Source organism: Pseudomonas sp. AM14(2022) (assembly GCF_036346455.1).
GTDB classification, from domain to species: Bacteria; Pseudomonadota; Gammaproteobacteria; order Pseudomonadales; family Pseudomonadaceae; genus Aquipseudomonas; species Aquipseudomonas putida_A.
Window position 1 is genome coordinate 1 of sequence record NZ_JAOTNY010000025.1, and the last position, 14,750, is coordinate 14,750.

General features: G+C 60.8%; 16 protein-coding genes. 5 read left to right on the forward strand and 11 right to left on the reverse strand.

Features of this window, described 5'->3' with window-relative positions; genetic code table 11:
* Positions 1-260 precede the first annotated feature (260 nt).
* From V3W27_RS26945 to V3W27_RS26985, 9 genes are all read right to left on the reverse strand, one after another.
* Positions 261-629: a glyoxalase superfamily protein gene (locus V3W27_RS26945; RefSeq protein WP_007962133.1), complete on the reverse strand. Its 369-nt coding sequence runs from the start codon at positions 627-629 to the stop codon at positions 261-263.
* 119 nt (positions 630-748) lie between these two features.
* Positions 749-2,206 carry an N-acyl-D-amino-acid deacylase family protein gene (locus V3W27_RS26950; RefSeq protein WP_330207970.1) on the reverse strand — a complete coding sequence of 486 codons (1,458 nt, stop codon included), beginning with the start codon at positions 2,204-2,206 and terminating at the stop codon, positions 749-751.
* A gap of 25 nt (positions 2,207-2,231) precedes the next feature.
* Entirely contained in the window at positions 2,232-2,870 is a 639-nt protein-coding gene (locus tag V3W27_RS26955) for a YdcF family protein (RefSeq protein ID WP_027614137.1), read from the reverse strand.
* A complete protein-coding gene (locus V3W27_RS26960) occupies positions 2,867-3,577 on the reverse strand; it encodes an HAD family hydrolase (protein ID WP_330207971.1) in 711 nt (236 codons plus the stop codon). The genes V3W27_RS26955 and V3W27_RS26960 overlap by 4 nt, the downstream gene beginning before the upstream one ends.
* Positions 3,543-4,718, reverse strand: coding sequence for an MFS transporter (locus tag V3W27_RS26965; RefSeq protein WP_330207972.1), 1,176 nt, complete (start codon positions 4,716-4,718; stop codon positions 3,543-3,545). The genes V3W27_RS26960 and V3W27_RS26965 overlap by 35 nt, the downstream gene beginning before the upstream one ends.
* 62 nt (positions 4,719-4,780) lie before the next feature.
* Positions 4,781-6,502, reverse strand: coding sequence for a carbamoyltransferase family protein (locus V3W27_RS26970; RefSeq protein ID WP_330207973.1), 1,722 nt, complete (start codon positions 6,500-6,502; stop codon positions 4,781-4,783).
* Positions 6,503-7,066: 564 nt separating this feature from the next.
* Positions 7,067-7,960 (reverse strand): NAD-dependent epimerase/dehydratase family protein, encoded by an 894-nt coding sequence (locus V3W27_RS26975; RefSeq protein WP_330207974.1) that lies wholly within the window; start codon positions 7,958-7,960, stop codon positions 7,067-7,069.
* Positions 7,961-8,063: 103 nt separating this feature from the next.
* On the reverse strand, positions 8,064-8,975 hold the full coding sequence (locus tag V3W27_RS26980) for a LysR family transcriptional regulator (protein ID WP_027614142.1): 912 nt from the start codon (positions 8,973-8,975) through the stop codon (positions 8,064-8,066).
* A gap of 173 nt (positions 8,976-9,148) precedes the next feature.
* Entirely contained in the window at positions 9,149-9,739 is a 591-nt protein-coding gene (locus V3W27_RS26985) for an NAD(P)H-dependent oxidoreductase (RefSeq protein WP_027614143.1), read from the reverse strand.
* Positions 9,740-9,921: 182 nt separating this feature from the next.
* On the opposite strand from V3W27_RS26985, the gene V3W27_RS26990 reads away from it, so the two are divergent.
* Entirely contained in the window at positions 9,922-10,236 is a 315-nt protein-coding gene (locus V3W27_RS26990; RefSeq protein ID WP_027614144.1) for a putative quinol monooxygenase, read from the forward strand.
* On the opposite strand, the gene V3W27_RS26995 is transcribed toward V3W27_RS26990, so the two are convergent.
* Entirely contained in the window at positions 10,226-10,990 is a 765-nt protein-coding gene (locus V3W27_RS26995) for a sulfite exporter TauE/SafE family protein (protein WP_330207975.1), read from the reverse strand. The genes V3W27_RS26990 and V3W27_RS26995 overlap by 11 nt on opposite strands.
* A 214-nt stretch (positions 10,991-11,204) precedes the next feature.
* Between V3W27_RS26995 and V3W27_RS27000 the strand changes: the two genes are divergently transcribed.
* The 4 genes from V3W27_RS27000 (at position 11,205) to V3W27_RS27015 (ending at position 13,589) form a co-directional block, all read left to right on the forward strand.
* Positions 11,205-12,086: a LysR family transcriptional regulator gene (locus V3W27_RS27000; protein WP_247267970.1), complete on the forward strand. Its 882-nt coding sequence runs from the start codon at positions 11,205-11,207 to the stop codon at positions 12,084-12,086.
* Between the two features lie 44 nt (positions 12,087-12,130).
* Complete coding sequence (locus tag V3W27_RS27005; protein ID WP_096795292.1) at positions 12,131-12,706, forward strand: NAD(P)H-dependent oxidoreductase; 576 nt, start codon at positions 12,131-12,133, stop codon at positions 12,704-12,706.
* A gap of 47 nt (positions 12,707-12,753) precedes the next feature.
* Positions 12,754-13,125: a MerR family transcriptional regulator gene (locus V3W27_RS27010; protein WP_330207976.1), complete on the forward strand. Its 372-nt coding sequence runs from the start codon at positions 12,754-12,756 to the stop codon at positions 13,123-13,125.
* Between the two features lie 113 nt (positions 13,126-13,238).
* Entirely contained in the window at positions 13,239-13,589 is a 351-nt protein-coding gene (locus V3W27_RS27015) for a cupin domain-containing protein (protein ID WP_003221437.1), read from the forward strand.
* Positions 13,590-13,860: 271 nt separating this feature from the next.
* Here the strand turns inward: V3W27_RS27015 and mmsB are convergent, their stop codons facing one another.
* Positions 13,861-14,748: a 3-hydroxyisobutyrate dehydrogenase gene (gene mmsB / locus V3W27_RS27020; protein WP_330207977.1), complete on the reverse strand. Its 888-nt coding sequence runs from the start codon at positions 14,746-14,748 to the stop codon at positions 13,861-13,863.
* Positions 14,749-14,750 lie beyond the last annotated feature (2 nt).

Genomic DNA, 14,750 nt, shown 5'->3' on the forward strand with positions numbered 1-14,750 from the left:
TCTTGCAGATTGTCACAGCAGGTAAGAAGATCTAAAACCGTCCACCATGTCTCCGAACATGTGTCCACCATGTCTCCGGTACATACACTCCCGGAGGGAGAGGGGGCCGATCGAGGGATGCTCGCGAGACACACCGACCTGAAAATGCTGCTGTGAATGCACAATCGCAGCGGATCATTCAGGTCGATGTACAGCGCAAGACACCTCGGTCAGTCCCCTCTCCCTCTGGGAGAGGGTTAGGGTGAGGGGCTCTTCTCAGCTCAAACACTGATCGCGTTGGTAAACACCAACCGATTACCAAACGGATCAGCAATCGTCATGTCCTGACTGCCCCACGGCATCGCCTGAATCTGTGGGTGCGAGAACTTGTAGTCCTTGGCCACCAGTTGCTGCTGGAACGCCTCCAGCTCATCGGTCTCGATGCGCAACGCCGAACCCGGGGTCGCATCGCCATGATGCTCGGACAGGTGCAGCACGCACTCGCCACGGGACACCTGCAGATACAGCGGGAAGTTCGCTTCGAAACGATGCTGCCAGTCGATCTTGAAACCGAGGAAGTCGACGTAAAACTCCAACGCCTTGGCTTCATCGAAGATCCGCAGGATCGGGGTGGTTTTGCCGAAGCTCATGGGGTGCTCCCTGACTTGTTTGGCCCAAAAGTGTAGACGGGCTGGATGTCAGCAATTCGGCTTGGCGGTGGCTTTCTTTAATTGCAATGTGCCACCACTGTGACGCACTCCGCGAAACGTCAGCGAAAGTTGTTGCGCAAATCCCCGTCCCGCGCCAGAAACCGCCCTTCCCGGCGACCATTCGCCTGCCCATCGCGATAACTCAACACACCATTGACCCACACCCCATCAATCCCCTGCGCCGCCCGCTGCGGATCAGCGAAATCTGCCACATCGCGCACCGTCGCCGGATCGAACAGCACCAGATCCGCCCAGTGCCCCTCGCGAATCTCGCCGCGCTCTTTCAAGCCAAACCGCACCGCCGACAGGCCGGTCATCTTGTGTACCGCCGTGTGCAGCGGAAACAACCCGAGATCGCGACTGAAATGGCCGAGCACTCGTGGGAAAGCGCCCCACAGGCGTGGATGCGGGAATGGGTCTTCCGGCAGTCCGTCAGAGCCGACCATCGACAGCGGATGCGCGAGGATTTTTCGTACATCCGCCTCGTCCATGCCGTAGTACACCGCGCCCGCCGGTTGCAGGCACTTGGCGGCTTCGAGCAGTGGCACGTTCCATTCGGCGGCGATGTCGATCAGGTCGCGACCGCTGACCTCGGGGTGCGGCGTCGACCAGGTGATGGTGATGCGGTGGGCGTCGGTGACCTGCTTCAGATCCAGCGTCGAAGAACTCGCCGCGTAGGGATAGCAATCGCAGCCCACGTGCTGGGTTTTCGCTGCTTCCTCCAACGCCGCGAGCAGCTGCGGACTGCGCCCCCAGTTACCGACACCGGCGCATTTGAGGTGGGAAATGATCACCGGCGATTGCGAGTGACGGCCAATGCTGAACGCTTCGTCCATCGCCTCCAGCACCGGTTCGAATTCACTGCGCAAGTGGGTGGTGTACACCGCGCCGAATGCGGTCAGTTCTTCGGTCAGTTGCTTCACTTCGTCGGTGGAGGCGTTAAAGGCGCTGGCGTAGGCCAGGCCTGTGGATAAACCGAGCGCGCCGGCTTCAAGGCTTTCACGCAGTTGCTCGCGCATCGCGGCGATTTCGTCTGGCGTGGCAGTGCGAAACAGGTCGTCGAGGTGATTGCTGCGCAGCGCGGTGTGACCGACGAGTGCGGCGACGTTCAGCGTGGTGTTCGCCGCTTCGACGGCGGCACGGTAATCGCTGAAGCGCGGATAGACGAACGCCGCTGCGGTACCGAGCAGGTTCATCGGGTCCGGCGGATTGCCTTTCAAACTCACCGGCGAGGCGCTGATCCCACAGTTGCCGACGATCACCGTGGTCACGCCCTGGCTGAGCTTGGGCAGCATCTGCGGCTGGCGGATGACCACGGTGTCGTCGTGGGTGTGCACGTCGATGAACCCCGGGGCGAGCACGCGGCCGGCGGCGTCGATTTCTTCGGTCGCACTGGCGTCGTGCAAGTCACCGATGCGTTCGATGCGCCCGTTGAGAATCGCCACATCGGCGCGGTAGCCGGGCGTGTTGCTGCCATCGATGACGGTGGCGTTGCGGATCAGCGTGTCGTACTGCATGTCTGTCTCCCGGCGGGAGTCAGCGTCAACTCCTGCCCTTGATCAAATGGTGATCGAAGCCTTGCTCCACCAGATACCGCCAGGCTACCTGAACCTCTTCGGGGATCGCCTGTTCGACCTGAAAACCCAACGCAGGGTAAACCATGATGCGGTGCACATCGCCGACCATTTCGTCGATCAGGCCCAGCACCCCGATCAGGTTGCTGACGTCATCAGGAAAATCGAACGACGGCGCATCCACAAAGGCTTCCAGTCCGGGCCACTGCACGGGCAGGGTCAACGCCACGCGCCGGATCGAATTGGGTTTGGTTAGAAACGTCGCACGACGCACGTCGGGAAACATCGCTCGGGCAAACGCGATGTTTTCGGCGAAGTTGGTCGCGCGGGTTTCCAGGGTGAACTGCTGCGCCGTCACCCCTTGCGCCAAGGCGCGTTGGGCAAAAATATCGGCTTCGGAGCGTTCCCACAAATGCCTGGTCCAGTTGCCGGTATTGCCGGTGAACAACAGGTGGGGTGCCACGCCGTCTTTCAACAGTTGGCAAGCGTAATCGCAGACCCGCAGGTCGTAGGAGCCGCAGACCACAATCAATTCACAAGCGCTGTGTTGGCGCCCCGCACCGAGGAATTTCCAGAGCACGCTGGCGTGCTGCAACGTCAATGTCATGACCGGGCAAACCTCTGGGTCGGGTGCGCGTTGATGAACAGCGCTCCATCGGCATAACCGTGCGCGCCCCTGCCGTCGAGCCTAAGCGCAAGCCGAGTGAAATCGGCATACACACCTGCGGCGCCATGCGCGGTCAGCGTCGGGTCGTCGCCAATGCCGATACACAGCGCACCGCTGCTGACCGCCGACTGCACGCCGCTGACAGAGTCTTCGAACACCAGGCATTCATCACTTTGCCGACCCAGTTGTGCCGCCGCCAGGCGATAGGGATCGGGGGCCGGTTTGCCGCTGCGTACGTCGTCGCGGCAGATGATGCTGTCGAACGCCGACGTCAGGTCGTGTTGCTGCAGAACGTGCCCGACCCGCGCCCGCCAACTGCTGGTGACCAGCGCCAAGGGCACGGCGTGCTCGCGGAGTCGGGCGATCAACGTCGCGACGCCCGGCACCAGCGCACAGTTCGTCACCTGCTCGATGGCGTCGACTTCACGCTTGATCGCCACCTGCTGCGCTTCGCCAAACTCTGCGAACAAGGTCTTGAGGGTATAACCGCCGGGACGGCCGTGGATGTGCTCGTCGATGAAATCCTGATCGACGCTGACCCCGTACTGGCACGCCACGGTGGTCCAAGCGTGTTCAATCACCTCGCGCGACTGAATGAGCACACCGTCCATATCAAAGCAGACGGCTGTAAACGTTTGTTGAGCCATGAGTTGAACTTCGCATTTTCTGATGAGCAATGAACGCCAGCACCGTTGCGACCAACGCGAACAGCGCCATCACGTAGTACGACCACTGCGGCCGGGTCTGGTACAGGTAGCCGGCGAAAGGTGTGGCCAGGCCCATGGGCAAGGCCACCGCCAGGGAGTAATAGACCCCTTGAGTAAAGACCTGAATATCCGGCGGTGCCTGGTCGCGGATAAAGCGCATGATCGCCGCGTGGTAGGCGGCAAAACTCAGCGCGTGCAGGCACTGGCCCAGAATGATCATCGACACCGCATCGCTGTTGGCAAACAGCGCCCAGCGCAGCGCCGCACACACGCTGGAAAACATCACCAGGGACAACGGCGCGCAAAACGCCAGGACCTTGTTGGAGAGCGCGAACCAGGTGATTTCCGCAATCACCGCCACCGCCCAGAACATGCCAATCGCTGAGGAAGAGAAGCCCTTCACTCCCCAACCGATCGAAGCCGTGGAAAAGTACAGGGTGTGGCTCAACTGAATGAAGCTGGCGGCGGCAATCGCGATCAGCAGGCTTTTGTGTGCCAACAGCGCTTTCCAGTCCGGCCGTTTGCGCGCCGGGCCGGGCGGCGCCAGATGCGCCCGCGCCACCTGGCGCTTCAGGCGCAGACACGCCACAGCGGTGATCAACATGCTCGCTGCGATCACCAGCGGCACCCACGACTGGCTGTACTGCGCAAACAGAAAACCACCGAGGGTCGAGGTCAGGATAAACGCCGAAGAGCCTACCGCCCGCACCCAGCCGTAATTCTGCAGGGCCAGTTTGTCGCGCTTGAGCAGGTAAGACTCGGACAGCGGCAGTACCACCATCCACAGCCCGCCAAACAGCACACTCAGGCACACGAACATCCATAAGTGCGCCGGGATGAAGTAGAACAGCAACGTACATAACGCGGCGGTAACGCTCAGAACAGCGGCGAGCCGCAACTGATCCACGCGCCAGTCGGCCACATAGGTGATCAGCACCCCGGTCACCACCTGCGGCCAATACGCCGCGGCGATCAGCAAGCCGATTTCACTGGCACTGAAGCCCAGGGAATCCAGCCAGGTCGGCCAGAACGGATAGATGATCCCTTCCGCCGCAAAAAAACCGAAGAAGATTAAATACATTCGTCAACCATAGCCCGGTACTCCTGAAGCAGGGCTCCCCGGGGAGCCCTGAATACCATCCATTATTCGAAGCGTTGCTGGGTGAAGCTGTTTTTGCCCTTGCGCCAGACGATCAGCGATTCACTCATGACCACCAGATCGACCATGCCTTCTTTCAACGCATCCAGTGCGTCCTGGGAAGAGCACACGATCGGTTCTTCGTGTCGATTGAACGAGGTGTTGATCAAGGCTGCCTGACCGGTTTTCTGGTGCCAGGCCGTCAGCAGGCGATGCATGAACGGGTCGCTCTGCGGGCGAATGATCTGCGGGCGCGCGGTGCCGTCGATGTGCACCACGGCCGGACTTGCCTCGCGAAATTGCGGATGGCAGTCGTAGGTCATGGTCATGGTATCGGCGGCCACTTGCTCCTCGTCCCAACCGACGTAGCAGGCCGGTGCTTGCTCAATGGCGGTGACCGGGCCGAACGGCATGAACTCGGTGCGGTGCATGCGCTTGTTGAGCCAGTCGTTCACCTCGGCATCCTGCGCGTGATAGACGATGCTGCGGTTGCACAGCGAACGCGGGCCGAACTCCATCTTGCCCTTGAACATGCCCAGCACCTGATTTTCCGTCAGGGCCTCGGTCAACACCTCGATGATGTTCGACGGCGTGTGATAACCGAGTTCAGGGTAGTCGCGATTGATCAGGTTGATGTTCTGCGAAACGCTGCGCGATTCCGGGCCAAGCATCATTGACGGATTCTTGAAGCGGGTGCCGTTTTCCAGGTACGCGGTACCGACCGCAGCAGCCAGTGCCAGGCCGCCATCGCCCATGCACGGCAGCACGTAGACGTCTTTGACGCCCGGGATCTCACGCAGACGCTGGTTGAGTTTGACGTTGCCAAACACGCCGCCGGCCAGGCACAGGTTGGCACTGCCGCGCTGGGCCAGATGATGGCTGACGGTGGCCACCAGCAGGTCTTCGCTGTGACGCTGTACAGCGGCGGCGATGTCCTCGGGGGTTTCCCGGGCAAACAGGGTTTCCAGCGGCTCGCTGTAGGTGTTGTAGGACGGCAGGAACATATCGCCGCAGCGCGCCTTGATGCGGCCGTCTTCGAAACGGATCATCTGCTGCATCACGCCCAGCAGTTTCTGCGGATCGCCGAATGCGGCCAGACCGGTGACCTTGCCTTCGTGGCGGTTGGGTTTGTAACCGAGCAGGTGGGTGATCCGGCCGTAGAAATAACCGAGGCTGTCGACACTGGTTTCGCGTTGCAGCACCGTGGTTTCTGACGGGCTGTACCAGGTGACGGTCAGCGACTGAAAGTCGCCGCGTCCGTCGCAGGTCAGGGTCAACGCGTCCTCGAATGGCGAGCAGACATAGGCACCGAGCGCATGGCACTCGTGGTGATCAATGTAGTACGCCTTGCCTTGCAGACCGTTGTCGACGATGAACTGGTCGAATTTGCCGCGCTTTGCCTTGTCGTTGTTGATTTCATCGGTCACACGCTGACGGAACTGCGCAAGGCCCTGGGGGTTGCTCCTGACTTCCTCGACGATGCGATCGAAGTACAACGCCAGATGTTTGTCGGCACTGAAACCGGCATTCCATCCATAGGCGACATGATCGACGTCTTCCAGCGACACGCCGGCCTGGCTCAACACAAACTCGATGGACTTGGCCGGCCAGATTTTATGGTCCTTGATGCGGGTGAAGCGCTCTTCACTGACCGCTGAAAGAATCTGACCATCACGTACCAGGCAAGCACCCGCCAAATCATTGTTTGTAATACCCAAAATGATCATAACTATTCCTTGTTTTCGCCAATTGAGGTGACGGCTTCGCCCACGCGCGTAGCGTGCAATGCAATAACCAGAGTCAATGACAGATGCCGGCCGTCATGGCCGACCATTACTCATCGAGAGATCGCGGATTCATGTAGGTCCGCCGGGGGAATACGCCTTTACGAGAAGGCATCAATGTGTCTCGCCATCGCAAATTCCTTTTGCCAGAAAACTCCATGGGCGGTGCCGTGCTGCACGGGCCTCATGCCTGCAACACGTGGAGGGCGACATCAATCGCAGCCGTCCTCGTTTCATCGCGGTAGCAGCCTAGCCGGTAATTTCCCGAGCACCCGGCGAAGCCCCCGCTAAAAATTAAATTCCACTGGCATGCGGCGTATTTGCGGGGGTTTACCGGGACAAGAAAACGGACGATGACGGCGTGCCATTCAACTTTTGTGTTGTTTGATCCAGCGCTTTCGCGAGCAGGCTCGCTCCCACAGGTTGATTGCATTGCTTCAGTCAGAATGCGTTCTATTTGTGGGAGTGAGCCTGCTCGCGAAGGGCTTGATGCGGCGCAACGTGAACTCACACCATCTCGTTACGAATCCACTCCACCACCGACGTACGCTTTGGCGCCCAGCCCAGCAGTTCACGAGCGTGTTTGCCGCGTACGCGGCTGTTCGAGCCAAGGCCGTAGTTGGCCATTTCGTAACCCCACTCGGCTTCGGCGTCTTGCAGCGGCCAGTCTTGTGGCTCGCCGAGATTCAGCGCTTCGGCCATGGCAGTGGTCATGTCAATGAACGACGCTTCGCCGCTTTCGACGAAGTAGAAAGTGCCCGGTACGTTTTTGGTCAGCGCCAGCAGATACAGGGCGACGACGTCTTCGATGTGCACGTTGGACCAGATGTTCTGGCCAGTGCCGACATGGCGCACTACGCCGCTTTTGCGCGCTTGTTTGAGCAGACGCGGCAACTGCACGCTGTCGCGATTGACGCCCAGGCTGTGGCCGTAGATCAGGGTGTTGCAGATCACCGCCGAGTTCACCCCGCCCTTCGCGGCGGCGAGGATCAGGTTGTCGATGGCCACACGGGCAGCCTTGTCAACGGTGGGTTCCGGCAGGTTGTCTTCGTAGTAGATGACGTCGCTGGACTTGCCGCCCGAAGCATCGCCGACAATGCTCGAACCGCTGGTGTGCAGGAACACTTTGTTCGAACCGCGCAGGGCACCGAGCAACGCTTCGACCGCGCCGCGATGGTCGCTGCTGGCGGCGTTGATCACCGCATCGGCGGCGCGGGCCTGTTCAGCCAGCAATGTGCTGTCTTCGAGGGTGCCGATCACCGGGGTGATGCCCAAAGCTTTCAGCTCATCAGCCTGTTCGGCGCTGCGCACCAGGCCCGTTACAGAGTGCCCGGCCTGGATCAGGCCGGTGGCGATCGAGCCGCCGATAAAACCGGCAGCGCCGGTGATGAATACGGTCATGGAGAAAGTCCCTGCGTGAATAAGTGATGCAGTGAGTATCGACCGGCCACCCCGATGGAAAAACCCGCCCTCGCCCAAATCACTGTTGCGCAGGGATCACGAATCAACCCTTGAAATCGGCGCTGGCGTAGGCCGCAAGTTTGCTCTGGATGAAGTCGAGGAAGCACTGAATGCGCAGCGCCAGTTGCGAGTTACGGTAGTACACCGCGTTGATCGGCTGGCGATAACCGCTGTTGAATTCCGCCAGCAGCACCTTGAGGCGCCCGGCGCGAATGTCGTCGATGGTCATGAAGTGCGACAGGCAGGCAATGCCCTGCCCTTCCAGCGCCAGATGGCGCACGGTCTCGCCGCTGGAAGCGCTGATCGCCGGGGTGATCGGCCAGCGGTCACCGTGCACGTAACGCAGCGGCCACTGATTGAGGCCTTCGTTGTGGGTGAAGCCAAGCAGGGTGTGTTCGCTCAAGTCGGCGACCTGCTGCGGCGCGCCGTGCTTTTCCAGATACGCCGGGCTGGCGACGATCAGCAACGGGCTGCAACCCAGTGAGCGCGCATGCAACGTCGAGTCAGCAAGGGTGCCGATGCGGATGGCGACGTCGGTGCTTTGTTCCAGCAGGTCAATGATCAGGTCATTGCTGTTGAGTTCGAGCTGGATGTCCGGGTACAGGCCACGGAATTCGTCGATGTACGGCACGATGGCGTGCAGCATGAAGGGCGACGCGGCGTTGATCCGCAGGCGTCCGGACGGGGTTTGCTGGCGTGAGGACAGTCGCTCTTCGAGGGCGTCCATCTGATCGAGAATCAGCTTGGCCTGCTCGAAGAAATATTTGCCCTCCTCGGTCAGGTCCATGCGCCGCGTGGTGCGGTTGATCAGCGTGGTGTCGAGCTTGGCTTCAAGCCGCGACAGTGTGCGGCTGACCGCCGAAGGGGTCTGGCCGACCTGCTCGGCAGCGGCGGAAATCGAACCGCATTCGATCACGCAGACGAAAATCTGCAACTCATCGGATCTGGCTTTCACGGAAACTCTCTAATCGAATGCGTACTCATTGTGGCGAGGGAGCTTGCTCCCGCTGGAGTGCGAAGCGCTCCCCTGCGGTTCAGGTAAAAGCGAGGGCCGCTGCGCAGCCCAGCGGGAGCAAGCTCCCTCGCCACAGGATTAGGCCAAGCCATTCGATAGTAGCCTGAAATCCATCAAGCCTTGAGACCAAACACCTGTTTCAGATGCTGCTCATACCGCGCCACATCATTCTCGATGTTCGGGCGCTTCATCACGTCCACACAGAGGAATGTCGGCAGCCCGCTCATGCCCAAAAACTCATTGGCCTTGTGGAACGGGAAATACACCGCATCCACACCCTTGGCTTCAAAGAAATCGCTCGGGTCATCGAACGCCTGCTGCGGTGCGTTCCAGGTCAGCGACAGCATGTATTGCTTGCCCTGAATCAGGCCGCCGCTGCCGTACTTCTGCGACGCATCGGAACGGGTCCGACCATCGCTGGCATAGAGGCTGCCGTGGCCTTCGGTGAAGACTTCGTCGAGGTACTTTTTCACCGTCCACGGCGCGCCCATCCACCAGCCCGGCATCTGATAAATGATAACGTCGGCCCAGAGGAATTTGGCCACTTCTTCGGCGACGTCGTAACCCTCGTCGATGAACGTGGTTTTGACATCCAGACCGCCACGATCCAACACGCTCAGCGCGGTTTCGTGCAGGGTGGCGTTGTAACGACCGTCGGAGTGGGCGAATTTCTTGCCACCATTGAGCAACAACACTTTTTTCATCGGAACGCCTCGCGCAGCCATTGGGCTGGAGAAAGATGGGAAAACGAATGGCGGCAGGTTAACCATCCATCTCGCGCGGAATAAGCCGCGTCGGCGCAAAATACATTTGATCAAAAAGCACGAATCGAATGCCGATTGTTGCAATAGCATTCCCGGCCATCTGCATTTGAGGAGTTGTTCTGATGAGTGAACGCCACGGTTTCATCCTGCATGCCAAGACCCGCCCGGAAAAAGCCGAGGCCTTCGAAGCGCTGTTTCGCGCCTATGTCGAGCCGAGCCGCGCCGAGCCAGGCTGCATCGAGTACCACATGCTGCGCGACAAGGAAGACCCGACGCTGTTCATCTTTTACGAGATCTGGGAAAGCCAGGCGCACCTCGACGTGCATTCGAATCTGCCGCACATGCGCGAGTTTTTCGACAACCGCATGACGTATCTGGAGCGTGATTTCGATATCCGTCGGATCGACATGCTCAGCGCCTCGTCGGCTAGCCGCTGATCAGCAAATGGGCGCCGAGTGCGCCCAGTCCGATAAAGAACACCCGCTTGAACAGCACGGCGCTGATGCGCTGACGCAGCCATTGGCCGAACCCCATGCCCAGCATCGCCGGGATCAGCACCAGCAGCGACGCACTCAATTCGCCACTGCCCAGTGCGCCGCGCCAGAACAGGCCGCCGGCCAGCGCCAGAGTCGACACGGTGAACGACAGGCCCAGCGCCTGCACCAGTTCATCGCGCTGCAAACCCAACGCCTGCAGGTACGGCACCGCCGGAATCACGAACACACCGGTGGCCGAAGTGATAACCCCGGTGATCAACCCGCACAGCGGACCCAGCCACGGTTCATGCCGAGGATTGACCTGCAGCGTTGGCAGCAACAACCCGCTCAACGCATACAGCAGCAACGCCGCGCCCAGCCCACGCACCACCCAATGCCCGCCTGCCATGCCGATCGACAACGTGCCGACGGCGGTGCCGAGGAAGATCATCAACAACAGCGGCCACAGGCGTTTGAGCAGCCCTTTCAGATGCCCGCCGAACGCCAGTTGCCAGACATTGGTCAGCGTCGCCGGAATGATCAGCAACGCGGCTGCCTGTGACGGCGCCATAGCCAGACCAAGCAGGCCCATGGCGACGGTGGGCAGGCCGAGGCCGATTACGCCTTTGACCAGCCCGGCCATGATGAAAGTGGCGATGACCAGCAGGGACAGAGCCAAGCCGAGGTTTTGATAGAAGTCCGCAAATGCGCTCATGGCGCTACTGTGCGCTTTGGCGGGTGCGTTGAAAATCTGCCATATACTGAGGCTGCCTCTGCCGGTACAAGAGGCTGTTAATTGCGTTGCGGCTGATGGCCCCTTCGCGAGCAAGCCCGCTCCCACAGTTTTGGATTCACCACTGATCCACTGTGGGAGCGGGCTTGCTCGCGAAGAGGCCCGCCCAGACACCACAAAAACCACAGGCGGCCCCATGCACTTCGACCTCACCGACCTGCGCCTCTACCTGCACATCCTCGACGCCGGCAACATCACCGCCGGTGCCGCCCGCAGTCATCTTTCGCTCGCCGCCGCCAGCGCGCGCATCCGTGCCATGGAAGCCTCGCTGGGCACCGAGTTCCTGCAGCGCGGCCGCCGTGGCGTGAGCCCGACGCCCGCTGGCAAGGCACTGGCCCACCACGCGCGCATCCTCCTGCAACAGGCCGAACGCATGCAGCAGGATCTGGCCGACTACGCGCAGGGCGTCAAAGGACAGGTGCGACTGTTGTGCAACACCACGGCGATCACCGAATACCTGCCGGAAGTGCTCGCGGACTTTTTGCGCGAGCATCCCAACCTCGACATCGATCTGCAGGAACTGCCCAGCGCCCGCATCATCCACGCCTTGCGCCAGGGCGCAGCCGATATCGGCATCGTCTCCGATGCAGTGGACACCACCGATCTGCAGACCCAGCCGTTTCGCGACGACCCGTTGCGACTGATCGCGCCGCACGGACATCCACTGGCCGACGCCGCCGAGGTCAGTTTCAGCGCCGCTTTGCACTACGATTTCGTCGGTCTGAGCACCGACAGCGCGCTGGCGATCTACCTCGAAGAACAGGCGCTGCACAGCGGCTCGCGCATGCAGGTGCGGATCCGCGCCGACGGTTTCGAAGGGGTGCTGCGCATGGTCGCCCGAGGCGCCGGCCTCGCCATCGTGCCGCTGGCGGCCATTGAACGCGCGACGCCGCGCTCATTCAACAGCATCGCCCTCAATGAGCCATGGGCCCGCCGCACGCTGATGCTCTGCGCCCGGGACTTCAGCGCCCTGCCAGGTTATGCCAAAGCCTTGCTGCAAGCCTTGACTCTCCCCTGAGGGGCAGACTTCATCCTTGGCGTTCAACGGCAAGGAGCATGACCATGGGCAAACGCATTCTGCTGATTCTCGGCCATCCCGGCGCGACGAGTTTCTGCGCCGCACTCGCCGAGCGCTACGCACAATCAGCGCTCGATGCCGGACACCAGGTGCGTCAGCTACGCCTGGGAGAGATGGCTTTTGACCCGGTGTTGCGCCAGGGGTATCAACAGGTTCAAGCGCTGGAAGAAGACTTGAGCCGCGCGCAATCCGACATCCTTTGGGCCGAACATCTGACGCTGGTCTACCCGATCTGGTGGGGCGGCATTCCAGCGCTGCTCAAAGGTTTTTTTGATCGGGTATTGCTGCCGGGATTCGCCTTCAAATACCGAAAAGGCAAACCCTTTCCCGATCAGTTGCTCAAGGGGCGCACCGCGCATTTGCTGGTGACGATGGACACGCCGCTCTGGTATTACCGCTGGATCTACCGGATGCCGGGACTGCATCAGGTGCGCAAGACCACCCTGCAGTTCTGTGGTATCAACCCCCTGCGCACGCTGACCTTCGGCCCGCTGCTTGAGTCCAGCGACCGGCAGCGCCAGCGCTGGCTGCAACAGGCGCACGCTATCGCCCGCCGCTAAGTCTGCCGATAATGCGCCGCACGGTTTCACATTGAAAAAGGACTTTTATGTACATCGGCCAAGCCGCGCAACGTGCCGGCACCACCATCAAAAGCATTCGCCACTACGAGTCGATCGGTCTGCTGCCCACGCCCCGGCGCCAAGGTAAATATCGCCTCTACGACCAACAATGCATCGAACTGCTGATCTTCATCAAATGCGCAAAAGAGATGGGCTTCAGGCTCCGGGAATTGCAGACGATTTTTGCCGCGCATCATGGCGAGGCCATGCCATGGGATCTGGCCCAACAGGCTATCGAGGCAAAAAAACGCGAGATCAACAGCAGCATCGCTGAGCTGACGCGGCAATACGCGCAACTGGAAGGTTTCGAAATCGACCTTGAACGGGCGCGGGTCGAATGCCCGCTGGAAAACCTTTGACGGTTTGCGCGTTTCTGAGCAGCTCGATGTCGAGCACAGACAACTGAGCGGCAACCGGGCGCTATAGGGTGCGAGTTGGTTTCTTAGCCATCCGCCCACTGCCCGGAGTTCTCATGACCGCGACCGCCCCCATCACCGTTCTGCGCGACACCCACCCGCTGCCGGTACTCGATGCCTGCAAATGGGAAAAACTCGAAGGTGACCCGCACACCGTCAACCTCAACGCTTACACCAGCGAAGACGGCAGCAAGATCATGGGCACCTGGATCTGCACCCCGGGCAAGTGGCGGGTCGATTATGTGAAGTGGGAGTACTGCCATTTCCAGGAAGGCTACTGCATCATCACCCCGGACGGCATGGCGCCAATCCACCTGCGAGCCGGCGACATCTTCGTGGTTGAACCGGGGATGAAAGGCACCTGGGAAGTGGTCGAGACCGTACGCAAATATTTCGTCTTCGCCTGACAAGCAAAAGATCGCAGCCTTCGGCAGCTCCTACAGGGTGTACATTTCCCCCATGTAGGAGCTGCCGAAGGCTGCGATCTTTTTTGCCTTCTATAAAAACCTGTGGCGAGGGAGCTTGCTCCCGCTCGGCTGCGCAGCAGTCGTAACTTCGGTTAATGCGGTTTTTCTGAAGAACCGCATTAACCGGGTTTGGGTCTGCTGCGCAGACCAGCGGGAGCAAGCTCCCTCGCCACAGAAGCACTCTTGCCACCAGAGCATCGGCGATCCGAATTTACTGCGGCTTGCGATAGCTGTTGATAATCGCCGAGAAGTCCTTGCCGCCCTCCCCGCGCTGGCTCATCGCCTGATACAACTGCTGCGCCACCGCGCCGAGCACCACCGGTTGATGCGCCTGACGCGCCGCTTCGGTGGCCAGCCCCAGATCCTTGAGCATCAGTTCGGCACCAAACCCACCGGTATAACCGCGCGAGGCCGGCGCCGTTTCGACGATGCCCGGCCACGGGTTGTACATTTCCGAACTCCAGCAACGCCCGGTCGAGCTGTTGATGATCCCGGCCAGCACCGAGGTGTCGATCCCCAGTGCATCGCCCAGCGCCATGGCTTCGCTGACGCCGACCATCGAGATCGCCAGCAGCAGGTTGTTGCAGATCTTGGCGATTTGCCCGGTGCCGACTTCACCGCAATGCACGATGTTGCGGCCCATCTGCGCCAGCACCGGTTGCAGGGTGGCGAACAGTTCCGGGGTGGCGCCGACCATGAAGGTCAGCGTGCCAGCGGTCGCGCCACCGGTGCCGCCGGAGACCGGTGCATCGGCCATCGCCACGCCTTGTATGGCGGCAGCGGCGGCCACATCGCGGGCAGTTTGCGGATCGATGGTGCTGCAATCCACCGCCGGCACGCCTTTGCCGATACCGGCCAGCACACCGTCCTCACCGAGCCAGACGCTGCGCACATGCACCGCCGCCGGGAGCATGGTGATCACCAGTTCAGCGTCTTCAGCTGCTTCGCGGGCCGAGGCGCGGATAGTGCCGCCCAGTTGCTCCAGTTCCGCCAGCACAGTCTTGTTCAGGTCCACCAGGTTCAGCGAGTGGCCGGCCTTGATCAGGTTGCGCGCCATCGGCGCGCCCATGTTGCCCAGACCGATAAATGCGATTTTCATGG